Origin of the sequence: Fusobacterium sp. FSA-380-WT-3A, assembly GCF_012843705.1 — a bacterium.
Classification (GTDB): domain Bacteria; phylum Fusobacteriota; class Fusobacteriia; order Fusobacteriales; family Fusobacteriaceae; genus Fusobacterium_B.
In genome coordinates, this window is the sequence record NZ_JABAFQ010000008.1 from 1 (window position 1) to 20,853 (window position 20,853).

Consider the following 20,853-nt stretch of genomic DNA (forward strand, 5'->3'; position numbering starts at 1 on the left):
ACTTATTTTTGTCTATTTTCATATAAAAAATTAAAAAATTTTTATATAAAATCAATTTATAATTTCCTTAGAAATAATAAAAAAGAAAGGTTCCCCTTTCTTTTTTAATTTTTCTTTAAAAATTCAGATAATAAATTTACTATATAATTTATATTATTACTATCAGAAATATTAAATTCATAATCTCCATTCCCATTATGCTCTTTATTTGATACATCTTTTGCTAATTTTTTAAAATCATTCAACTGACCTTTTTTAGCATTTATCCAAAATTTAAGAAAGCTTTTTTGTAATTTAAAATCTATTATATTTCTTCCATTTAATTTAAAAGCAATATAAACTTTTTTGGGAATTATTTCTACTTCAGGAATTTCTTCCTCTATTTTCTCTTTAAATTCATTAAATAAATTTTTTATTTTTTCATTTGAATTTTCTAAATGATAATCTATACTATAATTTTTTATTTCTTTAGAAACTTTATTTATATCTATACTATCTTTAGCTATAAGATTTATATCTTCGGAATTTTCTCTTCCTCTTATTCTTTCAAAAGTTATTAAATTATTTTCATATTTCTTTATTTCATATAATTCTATTGGAAGATTTTTAAAATTTAAGCTATCTTTTTGAAATTTATTAAAACTTTGAGAAATAAAAATTATTTTTGTTTGGCTCCAATCTATTTCATCTCTTTTTAAAGTTTTTCCTATTATTTCATTATATTCCAAAATAATGTCAGCCTTGTTATTTAAAATTGTAGAAAGATATGAGTATCCTTGATCTATTACACTATAACTATTTCCTCTTTTATATTCTATTATTACAAAAGATTTATTTTCTTTATCATAAGCTAAAGTATCTAATCTATAATTTTCTATAACAAATTCAGTTTTTACCAATTCTAAATGTAATAATTCATCTAAATTTTTTTCTACAAAATTTTGTAATTCTTTTTCTAATCCAAATTCTTCTTGTTTTAATACACTTACTTTTTCATTTGTCTGATGTAGTAATAACATACCTCTCCTCTCTTAACTGACATCTTAATTTTTTTTAATTTAAGTATACCATACTTTTTAATTTTTAGATAGAAAAAGAGATGTTAAATTTACAACATCTCTTTTAGTTTTATAATATTTCTTTTATTCTATTTTGAAGAATAGTTTGGAGCTTCTTTAGTTATTTGAATGTCATGAGGATGACTTTCTCTTAATCCTGCTCCTGTTATTTTAACAAATTTTCCATTTAATTGTAAGTCTTTTACAGTAGGAGTTCCACAATATCCCATACCTGCTCTAATTCCTCCACATAATTGGAATACTACGTCTTTTAAATCTCCTCTATAAGCTATTCTTCCTTCAATTCCTTCTGGAACTAATTTTTTAGCATCATTTTGGAAATATCTATCTTTAGAACCTCTCTTCATAGCTGCTAAAGAACCCATTCCCACATAAACTTTATATCTTCTTCCTTCATATATAATTTCTTCACCTGGAGCTTCTTTAGTACCAGCTAAAATTCCTCCTAACATTACACAGTCAGCTCCTGAAGCTAAAGCTTTAACTATATCTCCTGAAAGTTTAATTCCTCCATCAGCTATAACTCCTATTCCTCTATCTTTACATACTTGATATACATCATTTACAGCTGTTAATTGAGGTACTCCAACTCCTGCTACAACCCTTGTTGTACAAATAGAACCAGGTCCAATTCCAACTTTTACAGCGTCAACTCCAGCTTCTATTAAAGCTAAAGCAGCTTCAGCTGTAACTATATTTCCAGCTATTAAATTTAGATTAGGGAAAGCTTCTCTTATTTCTTTAACTCTTCTTATAACTCCAGCTGAATGCCCATGAGCTGAATCCATTGTAATTACGTCAACTCCAGCTTCTACTAAAGCTTTAACTCTTTCTAAAGTATCATTTCCAATTCCAACAGCTGCTCCAACTCTTAATCTTCCATGTTCATCTTTACAAGCATTTGGATATTCAACAATTTTATCTATATCTTTTATTGTGATTAATCCTTTTAAATATCCTTTTTCATCAACGATAGGTAATTTTTCTATTCTATTAGATAATAAGATTTCTTTTGCTTGGTCTAATGTTGTTCCAACAGGTGCTGTAATTAAATTTTCTTTTGTCATTACCTCTTCTATTAATGTATCATAATCTTTTCTATATTTTAAATCTCTGTTTGTAATAATACCTATTAATTTTCCATCTTCTTCTACAACAGGTAATCCAGAAATTTTATATTGTCCCATTAAATCATCAGCATCTCCTAAAGTTTTATCTTTAGTTAATGTAATAGGATTTTGAATCATTCCACTTTCATTTCTTTTTACTTTATCTACTTCTTTAGCTTGTTCTTCAATTGTCATATTTTTATGAATAAATCCAAGTCCACCTTGTCTAGCTAAAGCTATAGCTAAATCAGCCTCTGTAACAGTATCCATAGCAGCACTAACTATTGGTACATTTAATGTAATATTTTTAGTAAGTTTTGTTTTTAAATCAATATCTTGTGGTAATACATGTGACTCTGCTGGTATTAACAATACATCATCAAAAGTAATAGCTTCCTTAACTATTTTTCCATTCATATTATCCATTTCATTTTCTCCTTATACGATAATTAAAATTTTTAAACAAAGAGGCTGTAGTTATATGCAGCCTCTATTTAGAATAATTTTTAAATAATAATATATTATATCATATCTTTAGCACCTATGTCACGTCTAAAAAATAATTTTTCACATTTTATTTTTTCAACATCTTCATAGGCATTTTTCATAGCTTCTTGTAAATTTTTTCCTTCTCCAACAACTATTAAAACTCTTCCACCATTTGTTAAAAGTTTTCCATCTTCCATCTTTGTTCCCATATGAAAAATTTGAGATTTTACATCATCTGGTATTATAATTTCAGCATTTGGTGTAGAACTTGCTGGATATCCTTCTGAAGCCATTACTACTCCACAAGTAGTTGTTTCCTTCCATTTAACTAAAGTTTCTTTCTCATTCATTATATCAAGTATAAGTTGAACTAAATCACTTTCCATTCTAGGTAAAATTGATTCTGCTTCTGGGTCTCCAAATCTAGCATTAAACTCTATTGTTTTAACTCCATCTTTTGTATCCATAATTCCAGCAAAAATAAATCCTGTAAATGATAGCCCCTCTTCTACAAGTCCTTTTAAAGTAGGTCTTATAATTTCATTTACACTTGCTTCAATAATATCTTTTGTAACTCTTTTTACTGGAGAATAAACTCCCATTCCACCTGTATTAGGTCCTTTATCTCCATCAAAAACTCTTTTATGGTCTTGTCCAACTTCTAATGGAATAACTTTATCATTATGAGCTAAAGCTATAAGAGAAAATTCAAATCCATCAAGATAATCTTCTATTACAACTCTATTTCCTGGAATATCAAAGGCTATATCTAAAGCTTCATAAGCTTCTTCTATTTTCATAGCTACAGTTACACCTTTTCCAGCTTTTAATCCATCTTCTTTTATAACAATAGGTGCTCCTTTTTTATTTACATACTCTAAAGCATCTTTTTTATTATCAAAAGTTTTATAAGCTCCTGTTGGAACATTGTATTTTTCCATGATTTTTTTAGCAAAATCTTTACTACTTTCAAGTCTTGCCACATCTTTTTTAGGTCCAAATATTTTTAAACCTTTTTCTTCAAAGGCATCAGCTACTCCTAGAGCCAAAGTTGTTTCAGGCCCTACAACTGTTAAATCTATTTTTTCTTTTAAAGCAAAATTTACTAATCCTTCAATATCATTATCTTTTATATTTACATTTACTCCAAATTCTTCAACCCCTGGATTTCCTGGAGCCACATATACTTTTTCAACTAGTGGGCTTTGATTTATTTTCCAAGCAAGAGCATGTTCTCTTCCACCTTTTCCTATAACTAATACTTTCATTTTATCTCCTCGCTCAAATATTAATGTTTGAAATGTCTCATTTTTGTGAATACCATAGCTATACCATGTTTATTACATTCATCTATTGAAAGTTGGTCTTTTATAGAACCACCAGGTTGAATTATTGCTTTTATTCCATATTCTATTGCTAATTGAACGGTATCTGGCATTGGGAAGAAAGCATCAGATGATAAATAAGCTCCACGAGATTTTTCTCCAGCTTGTTCTAATGCTATCTTAGCTGCCCCTACCCTGTTCATTTGTCCAGCTCCAACACCTAAAGTTTGATTATTTTTACTTACAACTATTGCATTAGATTTTACATTTTTTACAACTTTCCATCCAAATAATAACTCTTCAATATCCTCTTTAGTTGGTTGTGTTTCAGTAACACAAACTAAATCATCAGCTGTTATCTCTCCAAAATCTATATCTTGAATAAGAATTCCATCATTAACTCCAACTACTTTTTTCTTATTATAAATTTCTTTTGTAATATCTAAAGTCATAAGTCTTATATTTTTCTTAGCCATTAATATTTCTAAAGCTTTATCTGTAAATCCAGGAGCTATTACGATTTCTAAGAATAATTTATGTAATTCATTTGCTACATCTACATCTATAACATCATTAACAGCTACAATTCCTCCAAATATAGAGATAGGGTCAGCACTATAAGCTCTATCCCAAGCTTCTTTTAATGTATCTCCTATTCCAACTCCACAAGGATTTGTATGTTTTACAGCTACTACAGCTTTTTTACCAGAATTTAAAAATTCTCTTAAAATTTCAATAGCTCCGTTAGCATCTTGAATATTGTTATATGATAACTCTTTTCCATGTAACTGTTTTGCACTTGCTAAAGAATATCCTGTCATAGGTGAGGCATAGAAAGCTGCTGATTGATGAGGATTTTCTCCATATCTTAAATCTTGAACTTTTTCATAAGTTAATGTTAATTTTTCTGGATATTCAATTCCTAATTTAGAAGTTAAGTATCCAGCTATTAATGAATCATAAGCTGCTGTAGTTCTAAATACTTTAGCTGCTAATTCACATCTAAACTCTAAAGTTGTATCTCCATGTTCTTTTATTTCATCTAATACTCTTTGATAATCAGCTGGGTCAACACAAACAGTTACAAATTTATGATTTTTAGCTGCTGACCTTAACATACTTGGACCACCAATATCTATATTTTCTATTAATTCTTCGTGAGTTCCACCTTTTTTAAGAGTTTCTTTAAATGGATATAGATTTACTACAACCATGTCTATTAATTCAATATGGTTATCTACTAAATCTTTCATATGTTCAGGATTATCTCTTACACAAAGAAGTCCTCCATGTACATTTGGATGTAAAGTTTTTACTCTTCCATCCATCATTTCAGGAAATTTTGTTATATCTGAAATTCCTAAAGTTTTTATTCCTGCTTCATCTAAAGATTTTTTTGTTCCACCAGTAGATATTATTTCATATCCTAAAGTAACTAACTCTTTTGCAAATTCAACTATTCCTGTTTTATCTGAAACGCTTATTAAAGCTCTTTTCATTTTAAATCCTCCTAAAAATTTTTACATAAATTCTTTAATGTTTCTGGATAAATTCTATGCTCTATTTTATGAATCTCTTCTTCTAATTTTTCTAAATCCCAATCTTTTTCAATTGTCAATTTTTCTTGATAAATTATCTTTCCACTATCTACACCTTCATCTACATAGTGAATAGTTACTCCTGTTTCTTTAGCACCAGCTCTAAAAGCATCTCCTATCCCATCTTTTCCAGGGAAATTTGGTAAATAAGCTGGATGAATATTTATTATTTTATCTCTGTATTCATTTAATAATACTGGAGATATTATTCTCATATAACCAGCTAAAGCTATTAAATCTATATTATTTTCTTTTAAAATTTCTATTATTTTTTTTTCATACTCTTTCTTTGAAGGAAAAGTTTTAGGAAGTACCACATAATATGGTACTCCTAATTTTTTTGCTCTTTCTATTGCATAAGCAGATTCTTTATCAACTATTAAAAGTTCAACAGAGTAAAGTTTTTCTTCATAGTTTCTACTTGTTTCAACTATACTTTGGAAATTTCCACCATTTCCAGAAGCAAATACAGCTACTCTTACCATACTAAGTCTACTCCCTCTTTACCTTCTACTATTTCTCCTAATAATACAGGTTTTTCTCCTAAAGATTTTAAAACTTCCATAGTTTTTTCTACTTTATCTTCATCAACAACTATCATAAATCCAATACCCATGTTAAATACATTGTACATCTCTTCTTTTGGTACTTGTCCTACTTCTTGTAAGAATTTAAAGATTTTTGGAGTATCAATTACTTTTGTATCTAATTTTGCTTGTAATCCTTCTGGAATAATTCTAGGTACATTTTCATAGAATCCTCCACCTGTTATATGACACATTCCATTAACTTCAACTTCTTGTAGAAGTTTTTTAATAGTTTTTACATATATTCTTGTAGGAGTAAGTAAAGTTTCTCCTAAAGATTTTCCATCAAATACATCTTTATATCCATTTAAATCTAATTGGTTATCTTTCATAACTATTTTTCTAACAAGAGAGAATCCATTTGAATGAACTCCAGTTGAAGGAAGTCCTATTACTTTATTTCCTTTTTTAACTTTTTCTCCTGTTATTAATTTTGATTTCTCTACAACTCCAACACAGAATCCAGCTAAATCATAATCTCCAATTTCATACATATCTGGCATTTCAGCAGTTTCTCCACCAATTAATCCACATTCTGAAAGTTCACAACCATCAGCTACACCTTTTACAATTTGCTCTATTTGTTCTGGGAAGTTTTTACCTACAGCAACATAGTCTAAGAAGAATATTGGCATAGCTCCTTGAACTAATACATCATTTACACACATAGCTACAACATCTTGTCCTATTGTGTCATGTTTATCCATTTTGAATGCTAACATTAATTTTGTTCCAACACCATCAGTTCCACTTATTAATACAGGTTCTTTATATCCTAAAGCTGATAAATCAAACATTCCTCCAAAAGCTCCGATACTGTCTATTACACCTTTAACTTTTGTTCTTGCTACATGAGATTTTATTCTTCTAACTGATTCATATCCAGCCTCTAAGTTTACTCCTGATTCCATATATTTTTGGCTACTCATATTGTTTTCCATATATTCTTTACTCATTTTTTAAGTTCTCCTTTAGTATTTAATAATTATTTTTTAAAGAAATTTACACCGTTAGCAAATATATCTTGCATTTTTTCAAAATAGATATTTTGGAATACTCCCTCTTCATAACGTTCTGAGTGTCCCATTTTTCCTAAGATTCTTCCATCTTTTGAAGTTATTCCTTCTATTGAGTAGTAAGAACCATTTAAGTTATACTTAGGGTCTAATGTAGGATTTCCTTCTATATCACAGTATTGAGTTGCTACTTGTCCATTTTTAAATAATTCTTCAGCAAACTCTTTACTTACTACAAATTTTCCTTCTCCGTGAGATATAGCTATTGAATGAACATCCCCAATATTAAATGATGATAGCCAAGGTGATGAATTAGAAGCTATTCTTGTTGTAGCCATTCTTGAAACATGACGGTTAATATCATTTCTAAATAATGTTGGAGAATTTTCATTTAACATATCCATATCTCCATAAGGTAATAATCCAGATTTTATTAAAGCTTGGAATCCGTTACAAATTCCTAACATTAATCCTTCATTAGCTAAGAATTTATTTATACTTTCTTTTACTTTTGGATTTTGTAAGATATTTGTTATAAATTTACCTGAACCATCTGGCTCATCTCCAGCACTGAATCCTCCAGGAATTGCTATAATTTGACTTTCAAGTATTTTTTTAGATAGCTCATCTATACAAGCTTCCATATCTTTAACTGTTAAATTATTTATTACAAATATTTCTGATTGTCCTCCAGCTCTATCAAAAGCTTTAGCTGTATCGTATTCTGAGTTTGTTCCTGGGAAAGCAAGAACTAATACTTTTGGAGTATCATATAATTTAGAAGCTTTTTGAATCATATTTCCTTTCTTCTCAGTAGGTTTTACAGCCTCTCCATTAGCTTTTTTACTAGCCTCATATGGATATATTTTTCTATATCTCTCTTCCCAAATAGATATTGCTTCATCTATTGGTAATACTGCTTCATTAATTTTGATTGAATGTCCTTGAACTTTTCCAAGTAAAATTCCAAAATCTAATTCTTTTGTAGATTCTACAACTATTGCTCCAGGCATTAAATCAAATAGATTTTCTTTAGTTTCTACTACTATACCTAATTTATTTCCAAATGTCATTTTCATTAATGCTTCAGCTACTCCACCAAATTTTACTACTGATGAAGAAATTATATTTTTAGCTAGTATTTCTTTTCTAACATTTCTAAAGTTTTCTTTTACTGACTCATAAACAGGAGTAAAGTCACTATTATATTTTGGTTTTACTAAATAAATATAGTTTCCTTCTCCTTTAAATTCAGAAGAAATTATATTTTGAGTTTTTTCTGGTACTACAGCAAAAGAGATTAATGTAGGTGGTACATCTATATCTTTAAATGTTCCACTCATACTGTCTTTTCCACCAATTGCTGGAGTTTCAAATTCAACTTGAGCTTCTATAGCTCCAAGTAAAGCCATAAATGGTTTACCCCATCTACTTGGAGTTTTTCCTAATCTTTCAAAATACTCTTGGAAAGTAAGTCTTGCTTTAGAATAATCTCCTCCTACAGCTGTTACTTTAGCAAGTGACTCAATTACAGAATAGATAGCTCCTAAATATGGAGATTTTTCTGAAATGTATGGATTAAATCCAAAAGTTAATATTGAAGCTGTATTTGTAAATCCTTTTGTTGGGAATTTTTGGATACTTGCTTCACTTTCTGATAATTGATATTTTCCTCCATAAGGCATATGAACTGTTGACCTACCAACTGTTGCGTCAAACATCTCTACCATACCTCTTTGAGAAGCAACATTCATATCTTTTAATGTTTCAATTAATTTATATTTTAATTCTCCCTCTTTAGAAGATTTAAATACATCTACTACTTCTGGAGCTACTACTTCTACATCTTGTTCTTGTCTAACTCCATTTGTATCTAAGAAACTTCTAGCTATATCAACTATTGTTTCTCCTCTAAATTTAATAACAAGATTTTCTTTAGCTGTAACTTTAGCCACAACACTTGTTTCTAAGTTTTCAGCCTTCATTAATTCATTGAATTTTTCTACATTTTCTGGAGCTACTACAACAGCCATTCTCTCTTGAGATTCACTGATTGCTAACTCTGTTCCACTAAGTCCTAAATATTTTACAGTAACTTTATCTAAGTCAACTTCTATTCCTCTAGCTAACTCTCCAATAGCAACTGAAACTCCTCCAGCTCCAAAGTCATTTGATTTTTTAATAAGTTTTGTAACTTCTGGATTTCTGAAAGCTCTTTGAATTTTTCTCTCTATTGGAGCATTTCCTTTTTGAACTTCTGAAGAACATTTAGTAAGTGATGAATCATTATGCTCTTTTGATGAACCTGTAGCTCCTCCTACTCCATCTCTTCCTGTTTTTCCTCCAAGAACTATGATTATATCTCCAGGGATAGGTTCTTCTCTTAATACATATTCTTTTTTAACAGCTCCAACTACAGCTCCAACTTCCATTCTTTTTGCTTTATATCCATTGTGATAAATCTCTTTTACAAAAGTTGTAGCAAGTCCAATTTGGTTTCCATAAGAAGCATATCCATGGGCTGCTCCTTTAGAAATTCTTACTTGTGGTAATTTATTTTCTAATGTATCTTCTAATTTTTCACAAATATCTCCAGCTCCTGTAACCCTCATTGCTTGATATACATAAGCTCTTCCTGATAATGGGTCTCTTATAGCTCCACCTATACAAGTACTAGCTCCTCCAAATGGTTCTATTTCTGTTGGATGGTTATGAGTTTCGTTTTTAAACATTAAAAGCCATCTTTCAGTTTGTCCATCTACATCTATATCAACTTCAACACTACAAGCATTTATTTCTTCAGAAACTTCCATATCATCAAGTTTTCCGATTTTTCTCATATATTTTCCACCAATAGTTCCCATATCCATTAAAGTCATAGGTTTTCTATTTCCGTGTACTTCTTCTCTTAATTTTAAATATCTTTCATAAGCTTTTTGAATAGCCTCTGTCATTTGACCTTTTTCTATTTTTACATCTTTTAAGAAAGTTTCAAATGTTGTATGTCTACAGTGGTCTGACCAATAAGTATCTAAAACTTTTATTTCTGTTTCTGTTGGATTTCTTTTTTCACTTCTAAAATATTTTTGGATGTGAGCTAAATCTTCTAAAGTCATAGCAAGACCATTTGTTGTTAAATATCTTTCTAACTCTTCCTTTGTGTAGTCGTTAAATCCTTCTAATACTGGTACAGGTTCAATTTTAACATCTTCTGTATTATCTAATACAGTTAAATCTTTTTCTCTTGTTTCAATAGGGTTAATTAAATATTTTTTAATTTTTTCTAATGATTTAATTTCTCCCTCAAGAACAACTATTTTTCCACTTTTGATTTTAACTGTATCTTTACTATTTAAAAGAACTAAACATTGTTCTGCAGAGTCAGCTCTTTGGTCATATTGTCCTGGTAAATTTTCTATAGCTATATATGTTTTTCCAGATAAATCTATTTCTTCATATACATTATCTGTAACTCTTTCTCCTAAAACTTTATTTTTTAAAAGCTCTACATCATCTTCATCACAATTAAACACATCATAAACATTGATTAGTTGAACTTTTTTAAGTCCTGTTTCATAAAGATTTTCTTGTAATTCTCTTAATATTGATTCACTTTCTACTTGAAAACCTGGTTTTTTAGAAACGAAAATTCTCTTATCCATCTTTCCTCCAATTTAATATATACAAATTTTTTTGCTTATATGTTTATTTACTTAATTCAATTGCTCTTTCTAAAAGTTTTTCTACATCATCACCAATTAAATTAAGATGTCCCATTTTTCTGTCAATCTTAGCTTCTCCCTTTTTATACATATGAAGAAACTCATTTTCTCTTAATTTTGCATTTTCTATTCTTTCAACATCTTGTCCTAAAATATTTAACATAACACTTTTGTGTAATAATTTTGGGTCTTGTAATTTTCTTCCACAAATTCCTTCAATATGTAAATCAAATTGCGATTTATCACAACCATCTAAAGTATAGTGAGCTGAGTTATGAGGTCTTGGAGCCATTTCATTTACATAAATCTCTCCATCTTTTCCATAGAAATATTCAATAGCTAAAGGTCCTACAAAATTTAATCCATCTATAATTTTTTTTGTAATATCTTTTACTTTTTCTTGAATTTCCTCTGATACTCTAGCTGGAGCTATTGTTATATGAAGAATTCCCTTTTTATGTATATTTTCTACAACAGGAAAAACTCCAATAGTTCCATCTGTACTTTTAACTGCTATACAAGATAATTCACATTGGAAATCTACCATTTGTTCTAAAATATATTCTCTCTTTTCTAAATCTTTTTTTGCTTTTTCTAAATCTTCAGGAGTTTTTATGACCCATTGACCTTTTCCGTCATATCCTCCCATTGAAGTTTTTAATATAGCTGGATATCCAATTTCTTCAATAGCTTTATCTAAAGTTTTTTCATCAAGAACTTCTACAAATTTTGCTGTCTTTATTCCTAAAGCATTTATACTAGATTTTTCTCTAAATCTATGTTGACTAATATATAATGGTCTTATTCCTTGTGGTACATATCCTCCATTATCTTCTAATATATCTATTGACTCAGCAGTAACATTTTCAAACTCATAAGTTACAACAGAAGATTCTTTAGCTATTTCTAGTAAAGCTTCTCTATCATCATAAGGTTTTACTAAATGTTTATCTGTTACATATTTAGCACAAGCTGATGGAGATGGCTCTAATACCATTGTTTTATATCCTTGTTTCTTAGCACTTTCACAAAGCATTTTTCCTAATTGTCCACCACCTAAAATTGCTATTGTGCTTCCTTTTTCAATTAACATTATAATTCTACCTCACTTGTTTCTAAAACTTGGTCTCTTTGCTCTCTTCTAAATTCATCAACTTTTTTAGCCACTTCTTCATCTATAAGAGCTATAATTTCACTGGCCAATATTCCAGCATTTTTAGCTCCAGATTCTCCTATTGCCAAAGTTCCTACTGGAATTCCTCCAGGCATTTGAACTATTGAAAGAAGAGAATCTTGTCCACTTAGAGCTCTTGATTTTACAGGAACTCCAAGTACAGGTAAAGGAGTTAAGCTTGATACCATTCCTGGTAGATGGGCAGCTCCTCCAGCTCCTGCTATTATAACTTTTAATCCTCTTTCTTTAGCAGTCTTTGCATATTCAAACATTAATTCTGGTGTTCTGTGAGCTGAAACTATTTTTACTTCATAATCAACTCCAAATCTTTTTAACATTTCTACAGCTTTTTCCATTGTAGGAAGATCTGAACGACTTCCCATTATCACACCAACTCTAGGCATCTAAACCCTCCTTAAACTTTTAGTAAAGATATTTTAAATTTATAATAAAAAAATGCACTATGAAATTTGGACACACTTATCTTGTCCATATTTTTCATAGTGCACACTTATACACATATTATTTATACAATTATAATTATTCCTCTTTCTTTTTTTAAGAAAAACAAAAAACACCTTTTTATCTCCTTTATTTTAAAAATGATTACACCAATCATTAAAACAAAACGAAAGAAGTCTATATATTTTAATCACTTATAGTCTGTAAATTTAAGGTTTACAGGTAGAAACTCGTTGTCCATATTACAACCATTATATAAGCTTCTTTGAGGTCTAATTTTAAGAATAAGATAGAATATCACATTTTTTTATTTTTTTCAAGAAAAATTATAAATTTTTTATACTTTTTAAGAAAATGTTATTTTTTTCAGTATCTTTTATTGCTATCCTTACAAAATTATTACTCAAAAATTTAAAATTAGAACAATTTCTCACAAGAATATTTTTTTCTAATAATCTTTTTTGAAATTCTTCTGCTTTCATGTTTTTTATTTTTAGTAGCACAAAGTTTGTATAGGTTTCATAGACTTCAATATAATCTACTTTTTTTAATTCCTCTACAAATCTTACTCTCTCTTTTTTTATCCAATTATCTGTTTTTTCTATATAATTTCTATCTTTTAATATAATTTTACCACTTAAATCAGCAAAAGTATTTACTGTCCAAGGTTCTTTTATAGAATTTATCTTTTCTATAATTTCATTATCATAAGTTATTCCATATCCAAGTCTTATTCCTGGTAAAGCAAAATACTTTGTCAAAGCTCTTAATATAAATATATTTTTACTTTTTAAGGTATTCAGAGTTTTTTCTTCCCAACCCTCAACAAATTCTAAAAAACACTCATCAACAAATAATTTTATATTATTTGTTTCTAAAAATTCATTTAATTCTTCTAATATTTCTTTTTTGACGAAAGAACCTGTTGGATTGTTAGGGTTACATAAAACTATTAACTGATAATTAATAGCCTCTCTTTTTAATTTTTCTACATCTAAATAAAAATTCCTCTTTTCATTTTGGATATTTTCATCTAATTTAAAATATCCTATTTCACAATCTATATTTTTTAAAGCTCTTTCATATTCTGCAAAGGTTGGAGAAATTATTAAGGCTCTTTTAGGAAGTAATGCTTTCATATAAAGAAATAAAACTTCTGTTGCTCCATTTCCTACAATTATATTATCACTTGATATATGATTATACTCTCCTATACTTTCTCTTAACTCCACATAGTGAACATCAGGATACCTTTCTAAAAGAGAGATATTATTTTTTATTCCCTCTTCTAAAGATTTTGGCACTCCTAAAGGATTTATATTTGAACTATAATCTAAGATTTCTCTTTTTCCATCTCTTTGAAATTTATAAATATTTCCTCCATGTATATCCATTTAATTCTCTCTTTTCTCCATAATATAATTTTTTAATAAGATTTTATCTCTTTCTACAAATTGTTCTTTGATAACTTTATAGCCCCTTTTTATAAAAAATCTCTTTGCTGTTATAGAAGCATGGGTATATATCAACTTTTTATTTACTTTCTTTTCTAATTCATCACAAATCATTGTGGCTATTCCCATTTTTTGAAAATCTTTATGTACATATAATCTATCTAAATATCCATCTTTATTAATATCTCCAAATCCAACTATTACACCATTATTTTCAGCAACAACAGTATAACTTTCTGAAAGAGAAATATTCCATTTTTCTATATCTATATTTTTAGGAGCCCATACATCTAACTGTATTTTTGTGTAATCTTTTTTATTAATATTATGTACTGTATTATAAAAAAGTTCTATTATTTCTTTACAATCTGAAGATTTATATTTTCTAAGTTTTATAAAATTTTGTTCTACATCTACTAAATAATATTTTTTATCTTGTGAAAATATCTGAAAAATATCCTTCTTATAATTTTTGTCTATTAAAATATAATTACAATTATATTTTTTACATTCTTTTAAATTTTTTTCATTTTCTCTAATAAGAAAATCTTTAGTACAATAAGAATCATCTAATCTTTTTTCTATTACATCAGCATACTTCAATATTTTTTCAAAATTATTTTCAATATATTTTCTAGTCATTACTAGACAATAATATTTTATATTTTCTAAATATTCTTTATCAAAATCTTTTTTCCAATCAAAAGGGATATAAAGCCCTTCTACTATTAAATTTTGTTTGTTCTCAATAGCTGTTTTTATAATTTCTTTTATAATCTCCCAAAGATATGGAATAAGTTTTTCATCATCTTCTACTGTAAAATTTATATTTTTACTTCTTATTAATCCCATTTTTATATAGTCTATTGATAGATAAGGAAATTTATATTTTTCTAATAATTTTTGAGCTAACAAAGTTTTTCCTGTGTATGAAGTTCCAGCTATTAAAATTATCATAAAACCACCTTTATTAACTGAGACAAGATTAGAAATATAATCAGTCCTATTCCAGATGAAATATATAAAAGTTTTCTAGCATTTTTTATATCATCTAAAATAAAAGCTCTTTTTTTATCTCCTATTGTAGGTTTATCATAAATTTTTCCAAAATAACTTGTTTTACCACCAAATTGTAAACCTAAAGCTCCAGCAAAAGCAGCTTCTCCATGTCCAGAATTTGGGCTTCCATGATTTAATCTATCTCTTAGAAATATTCTCCAAGCACTTTTATAATCCATTCTTAAAATAAAAGCTCCTATTGGAATGATAACTCCTCCAGCTATCCTTGCTGGAAAAAAATTGGCCATATCATCAACCTTAGCTCCTATCATTCCAAAATCTATATATTTTTCATTTTTATATCCTAACATTGAATCCATAGTATTTATAGCTTTATAAGTCATAGCAAAAGGTAGGGCTAAAGATACTCCATTCCAAGTAAAAAAACTTCCAATTATAGCAAAGAACATAGGAGCAATAACTCCATCAACAGAGTTCTCTGCTATTGTTTCTACTACACTTCTTATCACTTGTTGTTCATTCATTTTTCCTGTATCTCTACTAACTAAATAGGAAACTTCTTTTTTTGCTCTCTCAATATCATTAGATTTTAAAATTTCATATATCTTTTTTCCTTCATCAGCTAAACATTTAGTAGCCAAAGTTGTATAAAGAAAAAAGATTTCTATTATTTTCGATATTGCCAAAATATATGAAATTATAAAAGTTACTGTTAAAACTAAAATTACTAATACTCCACCAAATATTTTTTTATTCTTAAAACTATATAATTTTTTTTCTAAAAAACTTATTAATTTTCCTATAACCCTTACAGGATGATAAAAAAATTCTGGGTCACCTAAAATTAAATCTAATACATAAGCTATAAAGTATCTACTAGCAAAAATCATCTGTTTCCTCTCTATTTAGTATCTTATAAATGTAATCTATATCTAAATTTTCTCTTAAAAGTTTTTCTAATTTTTCAAATTGTTTCTCTCTATAATCTTCAAAAGATAAGTCTCCACATCTTTTTTTTATATCTTCACTATCTCTTTTAGAAATAAGTCCATCTTCATCTTCTATATCTATAATTTCATAAGGTACAACTCCCAAAACTTTTGTTTTAGTAAGTTTTTCAATCTCATCTATACCTTTTTGTAAAATATCTTTTTTTCCACGAAATTTATTTATTATTATCCCTTTGAGATTTCTTTTTTCTTCTTCATTAAATAAAGTATATGTTCCTATTATTGAAGCAAAAACTCCACCTCTATCTATATCAGCTACTAAAATAAAAGGAGCATTAGCTATTTTTCCCATAGATGTATTTACAATATCATTTTCTTTTATATTTATCTCTACAGGACTTCCAGCTCCCTCTAATACACAAACCTGATATTTCTTAGGATAAGTTTCATAAGTCTTTTGCAAATATTCTCTATATTTTACTTTTTCAGATGAATATTTTTCACCTGTAATAGTTCTCTCATACTTTCCATCTAAAACTACATCTATAATCCCATTTCCTTTTGGAATTATAAGAATTGGATTCATCCAAGATTGTGGCTCTTTTTTACAAGCATAAGCTTGTAAGACTTGAGAGATTGCAATTTTTTTATTATTTCTAATTTTACAAAAATTTCTAGACATATTCTGTGCCTTAAAAGGTACTACATCATAACCATCACTTGTGAATATTCTGCAAAGTCCTGTTGTTATAAGACTTTTTCCTGCTCCTGAAGATGTTCCTAATATCATTATATTTTTATGTTTTTCTCTCATTATTTCCTCTAAATTTTAAATCTTACTCTTGATAATATTTCTACAGATTTTCTTGAGTTTTTAAAAGTATTTACTTTTGATTCTAATTCCCCATTTTCTATTAAATTTAAAAATTCATCTAACTCATAAACCATTTGATTACTATCTTGTTCTACTGTTAATTCTTCTGATGTTCCATCTCTTAGGATAAGTTTTATACTTCTCATTTTAGATACATCATCTATAAGAATACTTCCTTTTTCACCTAAAATTTCATTTGGAACAAAAGTTTGAGTTATCTTAGAATGAATTATTGTAACAATTTTATCACTATAAGTTAAAATCATTGTACCTGTTCCGTCTACCCCAGATTCTACAAGATAATTTCTAGCAGTAAAAGAAAGTGGTTCTCCAAATAAATCTAAAGTAACATATAATGGATATATTCCTAAATCAAAAGATGAACCACCATGAAATTTAGTATCAAATACATTTGTTAGTTCTCCATTTTTTAATAAATCATATCTTGAAGAATATTGTGAAAAATTAAATACTACATTTCTAATATCCCCTAATCTATGCAAATTTTCTTTTAAAACTTTCATATTTGGTAAAAAAGTTGTTTTCATAGCTTCCATATATACAACTTTATTTTTTTCAGCTATTTTTATATTTCTATCAAAAATTTCTAAATCTGTTGTTATTGGCTTCTCACAAATTATATGTTTCTTATTAAGAAGAAATATTGTTGTTTGTTCTCCATGTAATGAATTAGGAGAAGCAATGTATACAGCATCTATATCAGAAGATTTTCCCATCTCTTCTAAATCTGTAAAAACTTTTCCACCTACTCCACAATCTTTTTGAAATTCTAAGGCTGTTTCCTCTTTTCTTGAATAAATAGCTCCCACTTCACATTTTGGATTTCTTTTTATTGCCTCTACAAAATCTCTACTTATCCAATTTGTTCCTATTATTCCAAATCTTATCATACTATCCCTCCTAGTAAAATATTGTGTTATTTAAAAAAATTTATTGCAAAGTTCCAAAAATTTTTATAGGCTATCTTTTCTATATCCTCTTTTGTATAACCTCTATTTAAAAGTTCTTGTATAATATTTTGACTTTTAGAAGCATCTTCTAAATCTATAGGATTTGAATCACTATGTCCCTCTAAATATTCACAAAAATCAAAACCAAAAGCTACATGATTTATTCCTACTAAATTTACTAAATAATCTATATGGTTTACTAAATCTTTTAAAGTTGCTCTTTTGGTAAAATCTACATTATCTATTTTTATAGGGCTAAAATATTCATATTTTTTTATAAAACCAATATAAGCATTAAGACCTATAAGTCCACCTTTTTTAGCTATAGCTTTAATTTGTTCATCTGTTAAATTTCTAGGTACATCACAAAAAGATTTACAATTTGAATGAGAAGCTATTATTGGTCTTTTCGTAGTATTATATATATCCCAAAAAGTTTTTTCATTGGCATGAGACACATCTATTATCATTCCCAATTTATCCATTTTTTCTATAGCTTTCTTTCCTAATTCTGTAAGACCTCTCTCTTTATCTCCTAAAACCCCTGTTCCTAGAGAATTTTCTTCATTCCAAGTAAGAGTAGCATGTCTGAATCCTAAATTATAAAATGTATCTAACCAATCAAGATTATTTTCTATAACTCTTAACCCCTCTATTCCCATTAAAACATTTATTTTTTTTAAATTTGGATTTAAAAAATCTTCTTTAGATTTTAAAATATGAAATATATCTTTATTATTGTTTATCTCATTCATAGTGGCATTTATCATCAACATCATCTCTTTTTCAACTTGTTCTTTTTCATATTTTGAATCAAGCCAAGCTACAAATATTCCACCAAAAATTTCTCCCTTTCTCAATCTTTCTAAATGAAATTTTTTAAATCTATCTTTTTCTATTCCCTCTTTTTTCTTTCTATGAATGTCATACCATATATCAGCATGTAAATCAAATATTTTCATATAACACCACTATATATCTAAATCATCAATATCTATTGAATTTAAAAGTCCCTTTAAAGTTTTTAACTCATCTTTTGTAAAAGTTAAACCTTTTCCCATTTTTTCATGATTTTCATCCCAATCTCTTATATCAACTTTTGCTTTTCTTCCATTCCAAGAAATTATATTCACTTCTTTTTTCCAACCTTTTGACCCTTCTCCTATAACTCCTAACTCTTCTATGATATCAAATTTTATTTCTGCCATTTTTCTCTCCTCCTATTTCCTTTTATATTTTAATTATACAATATCATCAATATTTTTAAAAATTTTTTTTATAAATTATTATTGACAAAAATAATTTTTTGTTATTTAATTAAAATAATAAATTAATTATTTTTAAGGGTGGGGTTTTTATGAAAAAAATATTTTTTGGAGCAATGGTTTTTATATTTCTTTGTGTCTTTCTCAAGGAATTTTTTATAGGGTTTGAAAATTTTTATCCTTATTTTATCTCTTTAGGTTTAGGAATTTTAATTTTTTCAGTTTATTTTTTTGCAAAGGGAATGCAAAGAAGTATCTCTCTACTTTGTTTTACTATCTCTCTACTACTTCTTAGTCAACATTTTGATACAAAATTGCTCTATAAAAGTTTAGAAAAAAGTGTTGGAATTATTTGTATATTTACAGTAATACCACTTCTTACATTTCCTATTGAAAAAGGAGATTACTCTCATTCAATTAAAAATTTTGTAAGTAGATTTAGCAAAAACAATAAATTTATTTTTACTATATTATCGCTTTTTCATTGGATACTTACAATAATTTTAAATATTCCATCTATACCTATAATGCAAGAAATTATACAGAAAAATAATTTTTCTAAAAAATATCTTACTAGAATGTATACTGCTGGATATTGTTGTTTTATGATTTTTTCTCCTTATGATGGACTTCTTAATATGATACTTATTATGTATTCTGTAAAACATTATCAATATTTCCCTTATGCACTTTTAATGTGTTTATTTATTGTTGGGCTCTCTTCCGTTCTTCTTTCATTCTATGAAAAAGAAGTAGAAGAAGAAAAAAATCAAATTATTCAAAAGTTATCTTCTTTTGATAAAAAGAAAATTTTCTCCCTTGTAGGAAATATAATTTTTTTAATATTTGTAACTATTTTAGGAGATTATATGTTTACTTTTAAAAATCCTATGTTATTTATATCTCTAATAGTTGTTGGGTATTCATTATTTTGGAGTTTTCAAAATGCTAATTTTCAAGAATATAAAACTCAATTTAAAAGTTATATTGAAAGAACTACTAATTTTGGAACTATAATAGTTTTTCTAATTTCTACAAATTGTCTAGGAGAAATTATTCAAAACACTTCTATTGGAGAGATTATTGAAAAAGGATTTTTAAAAATAATGTTTTTACCAAGTTATTTTTTAATTCTTACTTTAATTCTTTTTACTGTAGCTTTAGCTTTAGTGGGAGTTCATATGTTAATCCCTGTGGCTGCTATTCTTATGATTGTAAAACCTGAATTTTTAGGAATAGCTCCTGCTTCTTATCCTCTTGTTGTAATGTGTTGTTGGATATCAGCTATGAGTATATCTCCTTTTGTCCCATTCCCTGCTGTTGTAGCCCAAACTATTGATGAGGATATATTAAAAGTAACTTTTAAATACAATAAAATTTATTCTATTCTTTTAATTTTATTATGTCCTGCTATGATATTATTATTAAATAAAATATTATAATAAAAGCTCGGTGATTTTTCATCGAGCTTTTATTTTTAAATATCTTTTATATTTTACTTCTACTCTTCTATTTGATACTTTTTCTTCTTTTGTATTATTGCTATTAGATTATTTTCTCCATAAGCTTTTACTTTGTACTTTATATCTTCATTTGTTATATTTTTCTTTGATTCTTCTTCTAATTTTAATTTTTCTCTTTTTTCTGATAGTTTTTGATTATATTTATTTGTTCCTGTCCAGTATACATGTCCTTATATCTTTACTGTTCTTTTTTCTCTTTAATTCAACTTCTTAGCTATTTCTTTTAATAAAATCT

At 27.4% G+C, this 20,853-nt stretch carries 17 protein-coding genes and 1 riboswitch; of the genes, 1 reads left to right on the plus strand and 16 read right to left on the minus strand.

Annotation, left to right across the window (positions count from 1 at the left end; translation table 11 throughout):
• Positions 1-104 precede the first annotated feature (104 nt).
• The 16 genes from HF862_RS05985 to HF862_RS06065 all read right to left on the minus strand — a co-directional run bounded on the left by HF862_RS05985 (position 105) and on the right by HF862_RS06065 (position 19,038).
• The gene (locus HF862_RS05985) at positions 105-1,019 is read right to left on the minus strand and encodes a DUF5655 domain-containing protein (RefSeq protein WP_170187011.1); all 915 of its coding nucleotides are present in this window, start codon (positions 1,017-1,019) and stop codon (positions 105-107) included.
• 128 nt (positions 1,020-1,147) lie between these two features.
• Positions 1,148-2,605, minus strand: coding sequence for an IMP dehydrogenase (guaB, locus tag HF862_RS05990; RefSeq protein WP_170187064.1), 1,458 nt, complete (start codon positions 2,603-2,605; stop codon positions 1,148-1,150).
• Between the two features lie 104 nt (positions 2,606-2,709).
• Positions 2,710-3,945: a phosphoribosylamine--glycine ligase gene (purD, locus tag HF862_RS05995; RefSeq protein WP_170187012.1), complete on the minus strand. Its 1,236-nt coding sequence runs from the start codon at positions 3,943-3,945 to the stop codon at positions 2,710-2,712.
• Between the two features lie 20 nt (positions 3,946-3,965).
• Positions 3,966-5,501 (minus strand): bifunctional phosphoribosylaminoimidazolecarboxamide formyltransferase/IMP cyclohydrolase, encoded by a 1,536-nt coding sequence (purH, locus tag HF862_RS06000; protein WP_170187013.1) that lies wholly within the window; start codon positions 5,499-5,501, stop codon positions 3,966-3,968.
• 11 nt (positions 5,502-5,512) lie between these two features.
• Positions 5,513-6,085, minus strand: coding sequence for a phosphoribosylglycinamide formyltransferase (gene purN, locus HF862_RS06005; RefSeq protein ID WP_170187014.1), 573 nt, complete (start codon positions 6,083-6,085; stop codon positions 5,513-5,515).
• A complete protein-coding gene (gene purM, locus HF862_RS06010; protein ID WP_240934795.1) occupies positions 6,079-7,143 on the minus strand; it encodes a phosphoribosylformylglycinamidine cyclo-ligase in 1,065 nt (354 codons plus the stop codon). The genes purN and purM overlap by 7 nt, the downstream gene beginning before the upstream one ends.
• Positions 7,144-7,172: 29 nt before the next feature.
• A complete protein-coding gene (locus HF862_RS06015) occupies positions 7,173-10,865 on the minus strand; it encodes a phosphoribosylformylglycinamidine synthase (RefSeq protein ID WP_170187015.1) in 3,693 nt (1,230 codons plus the stop codon).
• A gap of 43 nt (positions 10,866-10,908) precedes the next feature.
• Complete coding sequence (gene purK / locus HF862_RS06020) at positions 10,909-12,018, minus strand: 5-(carboxyamino)imidazole ribonucleotide synthase (RefSeq protein WP_170187016.1); 1,110 nt, start codon at positions 12,016-12,018, stop codon at positions 10,909-10,911.
• Positions 12,018-12,503: a 5-(carboxyamino)imidazole ribonucleotide mutase gene (gene purE / locus HF862_RS06025; protein ID WP_206039039.1), complete on the minus strand. Its 486-nt coding sequence runs from the start codon at positions 12,501-12,503 to the stop codon at positions 12,018-12,020. Before purE ends, purK begins: the two co-directional genes overlap by 1 nt.
• A 235-nt stretch (positions 12,504-12,738) precedes the next feature.
• Positions 12,739-12,840: riboswitch (purine riboswitch) on the minus strand.
• A 47-nt stretch (positions 12,841-12,887) separates the two neighbouring features.
• On the minus strand, positions 12,888-13,955 hold the full coding sequence (locus HF862_RS06030; RefSeq protein ID WP_170187017.1) for a histidinol-phosphate transaminase: 1,068 nt from the start codon (positions 13,953-13,955) through the stop codon (positions 12,888-12,890).
• The gene (locus HF862_RS10030; protein ID WP_240934796.1) at positions 13,956-14,972 is read right to left on the minus strand and encodes a GNAT family N-acetyltransferase; all 1,017 of its coding nucleotides are present in this window, start codon (positions 14,970-14,972) and stop codon (positions 13,956-13,958) included.
• Positions 14,969-15,925, minus strand: coding sequence for an adenosylcobinamide-phosphate synthase CbiB (gene cbiB / locus HF862_RS06045; RefSeq protein ID WP_170187018.1), 957 nt, complete (start codon positions 15,923-15,925; stop codon positions 14,969-14,971). Before cbiB ends, HF862_RS10030 begins: the two co-directional genes overlap by 4 nt.
• On the minus strand, positions 15,912-16,799 hold the full coding sequence (locus HF862_RS06050) for a cobyric acid synthase (RefSeq protein WP_170187019.1): 888 nt from the start codon (positions 16,797-16,799) through the stop codon (positions 15,912-15,914). The genes cbiB and HF862_RS06050 overlap by 14 nt, the downstream gene beginning before the upstream one ends.
• Before the next feature lie 8 nt (positions 16,800-16,807).
• The gene (locus tag HF862_RS06055) at positions 16,808-17,770 is read right to left on the minus strand and encodes a Gfo/Idh/MocA family protein (RefSeq protein ID WP_170187020.1); all 963 of its coding nucleotides are present in this window, start codon (positions 17,768-17,770) and stop codon (positions 16,808-16,810) included.
• 26 nt (positions 17,771-17,796) lie between these two features.
• The gene (locus HF862_RS06060; RefSeq protein WP_170187021.1) at positions 17,797-18,792 is read right to left on the minus strand and encodes a dipeptidase; all 996 of its coding nucleotides are present in this window, start codon (positions 18,790-18,792) and stop codon (positions 17,797-17,799) included.
• Positions 18,793-18,801: 9 nt separating this feature from the next.
• Complete coding sequence (locus HF862_RS06065) at positions 18,802-19,038, minus strand: YdbC family protein (protein WP_170187022.1); 237 nt, start codon at positions 19,036-19,038, stop codon at positions 18,802-18,804.
• 149 nt (positions 19,039-19,187) lie between these two features.
• On the opposite strand from HF862_RS06065, the gene HF862_RS06070 reads away from it, so the two are divergent.
• Positions 19,188-20,537: a hypothetical protein gene (locus HF862_RS06070; protein WP_170187023.1), complete on the plus strand. Its 1,350-nt coding sequence runs from the start codon at positions 19,188-19,190 to the stop codon at positions 20,535-20,537.
• Positions 20,538-20,853: the final 316 nt, after the last annotated feature.

What these genes read in the sequence shown, in the direction of transcription:
- HF862_RS05985 (WP_170187011.1), bottom strand. Translation starts at nt 1,019, where the DNA reads ATGTTATTACTACATCAGACAAATGAAAAAGTAAGTGTATTAAAACAA.
- guaB (WP_170187064.1), bottom strand. Translation starts at nt 2,605, where the DNA reads ATGAATGGAAAAATAGTTAAGGAAGCTATTACTTTTGATGATGTATTG.
- purD (WP_170187012.1), bottom strand. Translation starts at nt 3,945, where the DNA reads ATGAAAGTATTAGTTATAGGAAAAGGTGGAAGAGAACATGCTCTTGCT.
- purH (WP_170187013.1), bottom strand. Translation starts at nt 5,501, where the DNA reads ATGAAAAGAGCTTTAATAAGCGTTTCAGATAAAACAGGAATAGTTGAA.
- purN (WP_170187014.1), bottom strand. Translation starts at nt 6,085, where the DNA reads ATGGTAAGAGTAGCTGTATTTGCTTCTGGAAATGGTGGAAATTTCCAA.
- purM (WP_240934795.1), bottom strand. Translation starts at nt 7,143, where the DNA reads ATGAGTAAAGAATATATGGAAAACAATATGAGTAGCCAAAAATATATG.
- HF862_RS06015 (WP_170187015.1), bottom strand. Translation starts at nt 10,865, where the DNA reads ATGGATAAGAGAATTTTCGTTTCTAAAAAACCAGGTTTTCAAGTAGAA.
- purK (WP_170187016.1), bottom strand. Translation starts at nt 12,018, where the DNA reads ATGTTAATTGAAAAAGGAAGCACAATAGCAATTTTAGGTGGTGGACAA.
- purE (WP_206039039.1), bottom strand. Translation starts at nt 12,503, where the DNA reads ATGCCTAGAGTTGGTGTGATAATGGGAAGTCGTTCAGATCTTCCTACA.
- HF862_RS06030 (WP_170187017.1), bottom strand. Translation starts at nt 13,955, where the DNA reads ATGGATATACATGGAGGAAATATTTATAAATTTCAAAGAGATGGAAAA.
- HF862_RS10030 (WP_240934796.1), bottom strand. Translation starts at nt 14,972, where the DNA reads ATGATAATTTTAATAGCTGGAACTTCATACACAGGAAAAACTTTGTTA.
- cbiB (WP_170187018.1), bottom strand. Translation starts at nt 15,925, where the DNA reads ATGATTTTTGCTAGTAGATACTTTATAGCTTATGTATTAGATTTAATT.
- HF862_RS06050 (WP_170187019.1), bottom strand. Translation starts at nt 16,799, where the DNA reads ATGAGAGAAAAACATAAAAATATAATGATATTAGGAACATCTTCAGGA.
- HF862_RS06055 (WP_170187020.1), bottom strand. Translation starts at nt 17,770, where the DNA reads ATGATAAGATTTGGAATAATAGGAACAAATTGGATAAGTAGAGATTTT.
- HF862_RS06060 (WP_170187021.1), bottom strand. Translation starts at nt 18,792, where the DNA reads ATGAAAATATTTGATTTACATGCTGATATATGGTATGACATTCATAGA.
- HF862_RS06065 (WP_170187022.1), bottom strand. Translation starts at nt 19,038, where the DNA reads ATGGCAGAAATAAAATTTGATATCATAGAAGAGTTAGGAGTTATAGGA.
- HF862_RS06070 (WP_170187023.1), top strand. Translation starts at nt 19,188, where the DNA reads ATGAAAAAAATATTTTTTGGAGCAATGGTTTTTATATTTCTTTGTGTC.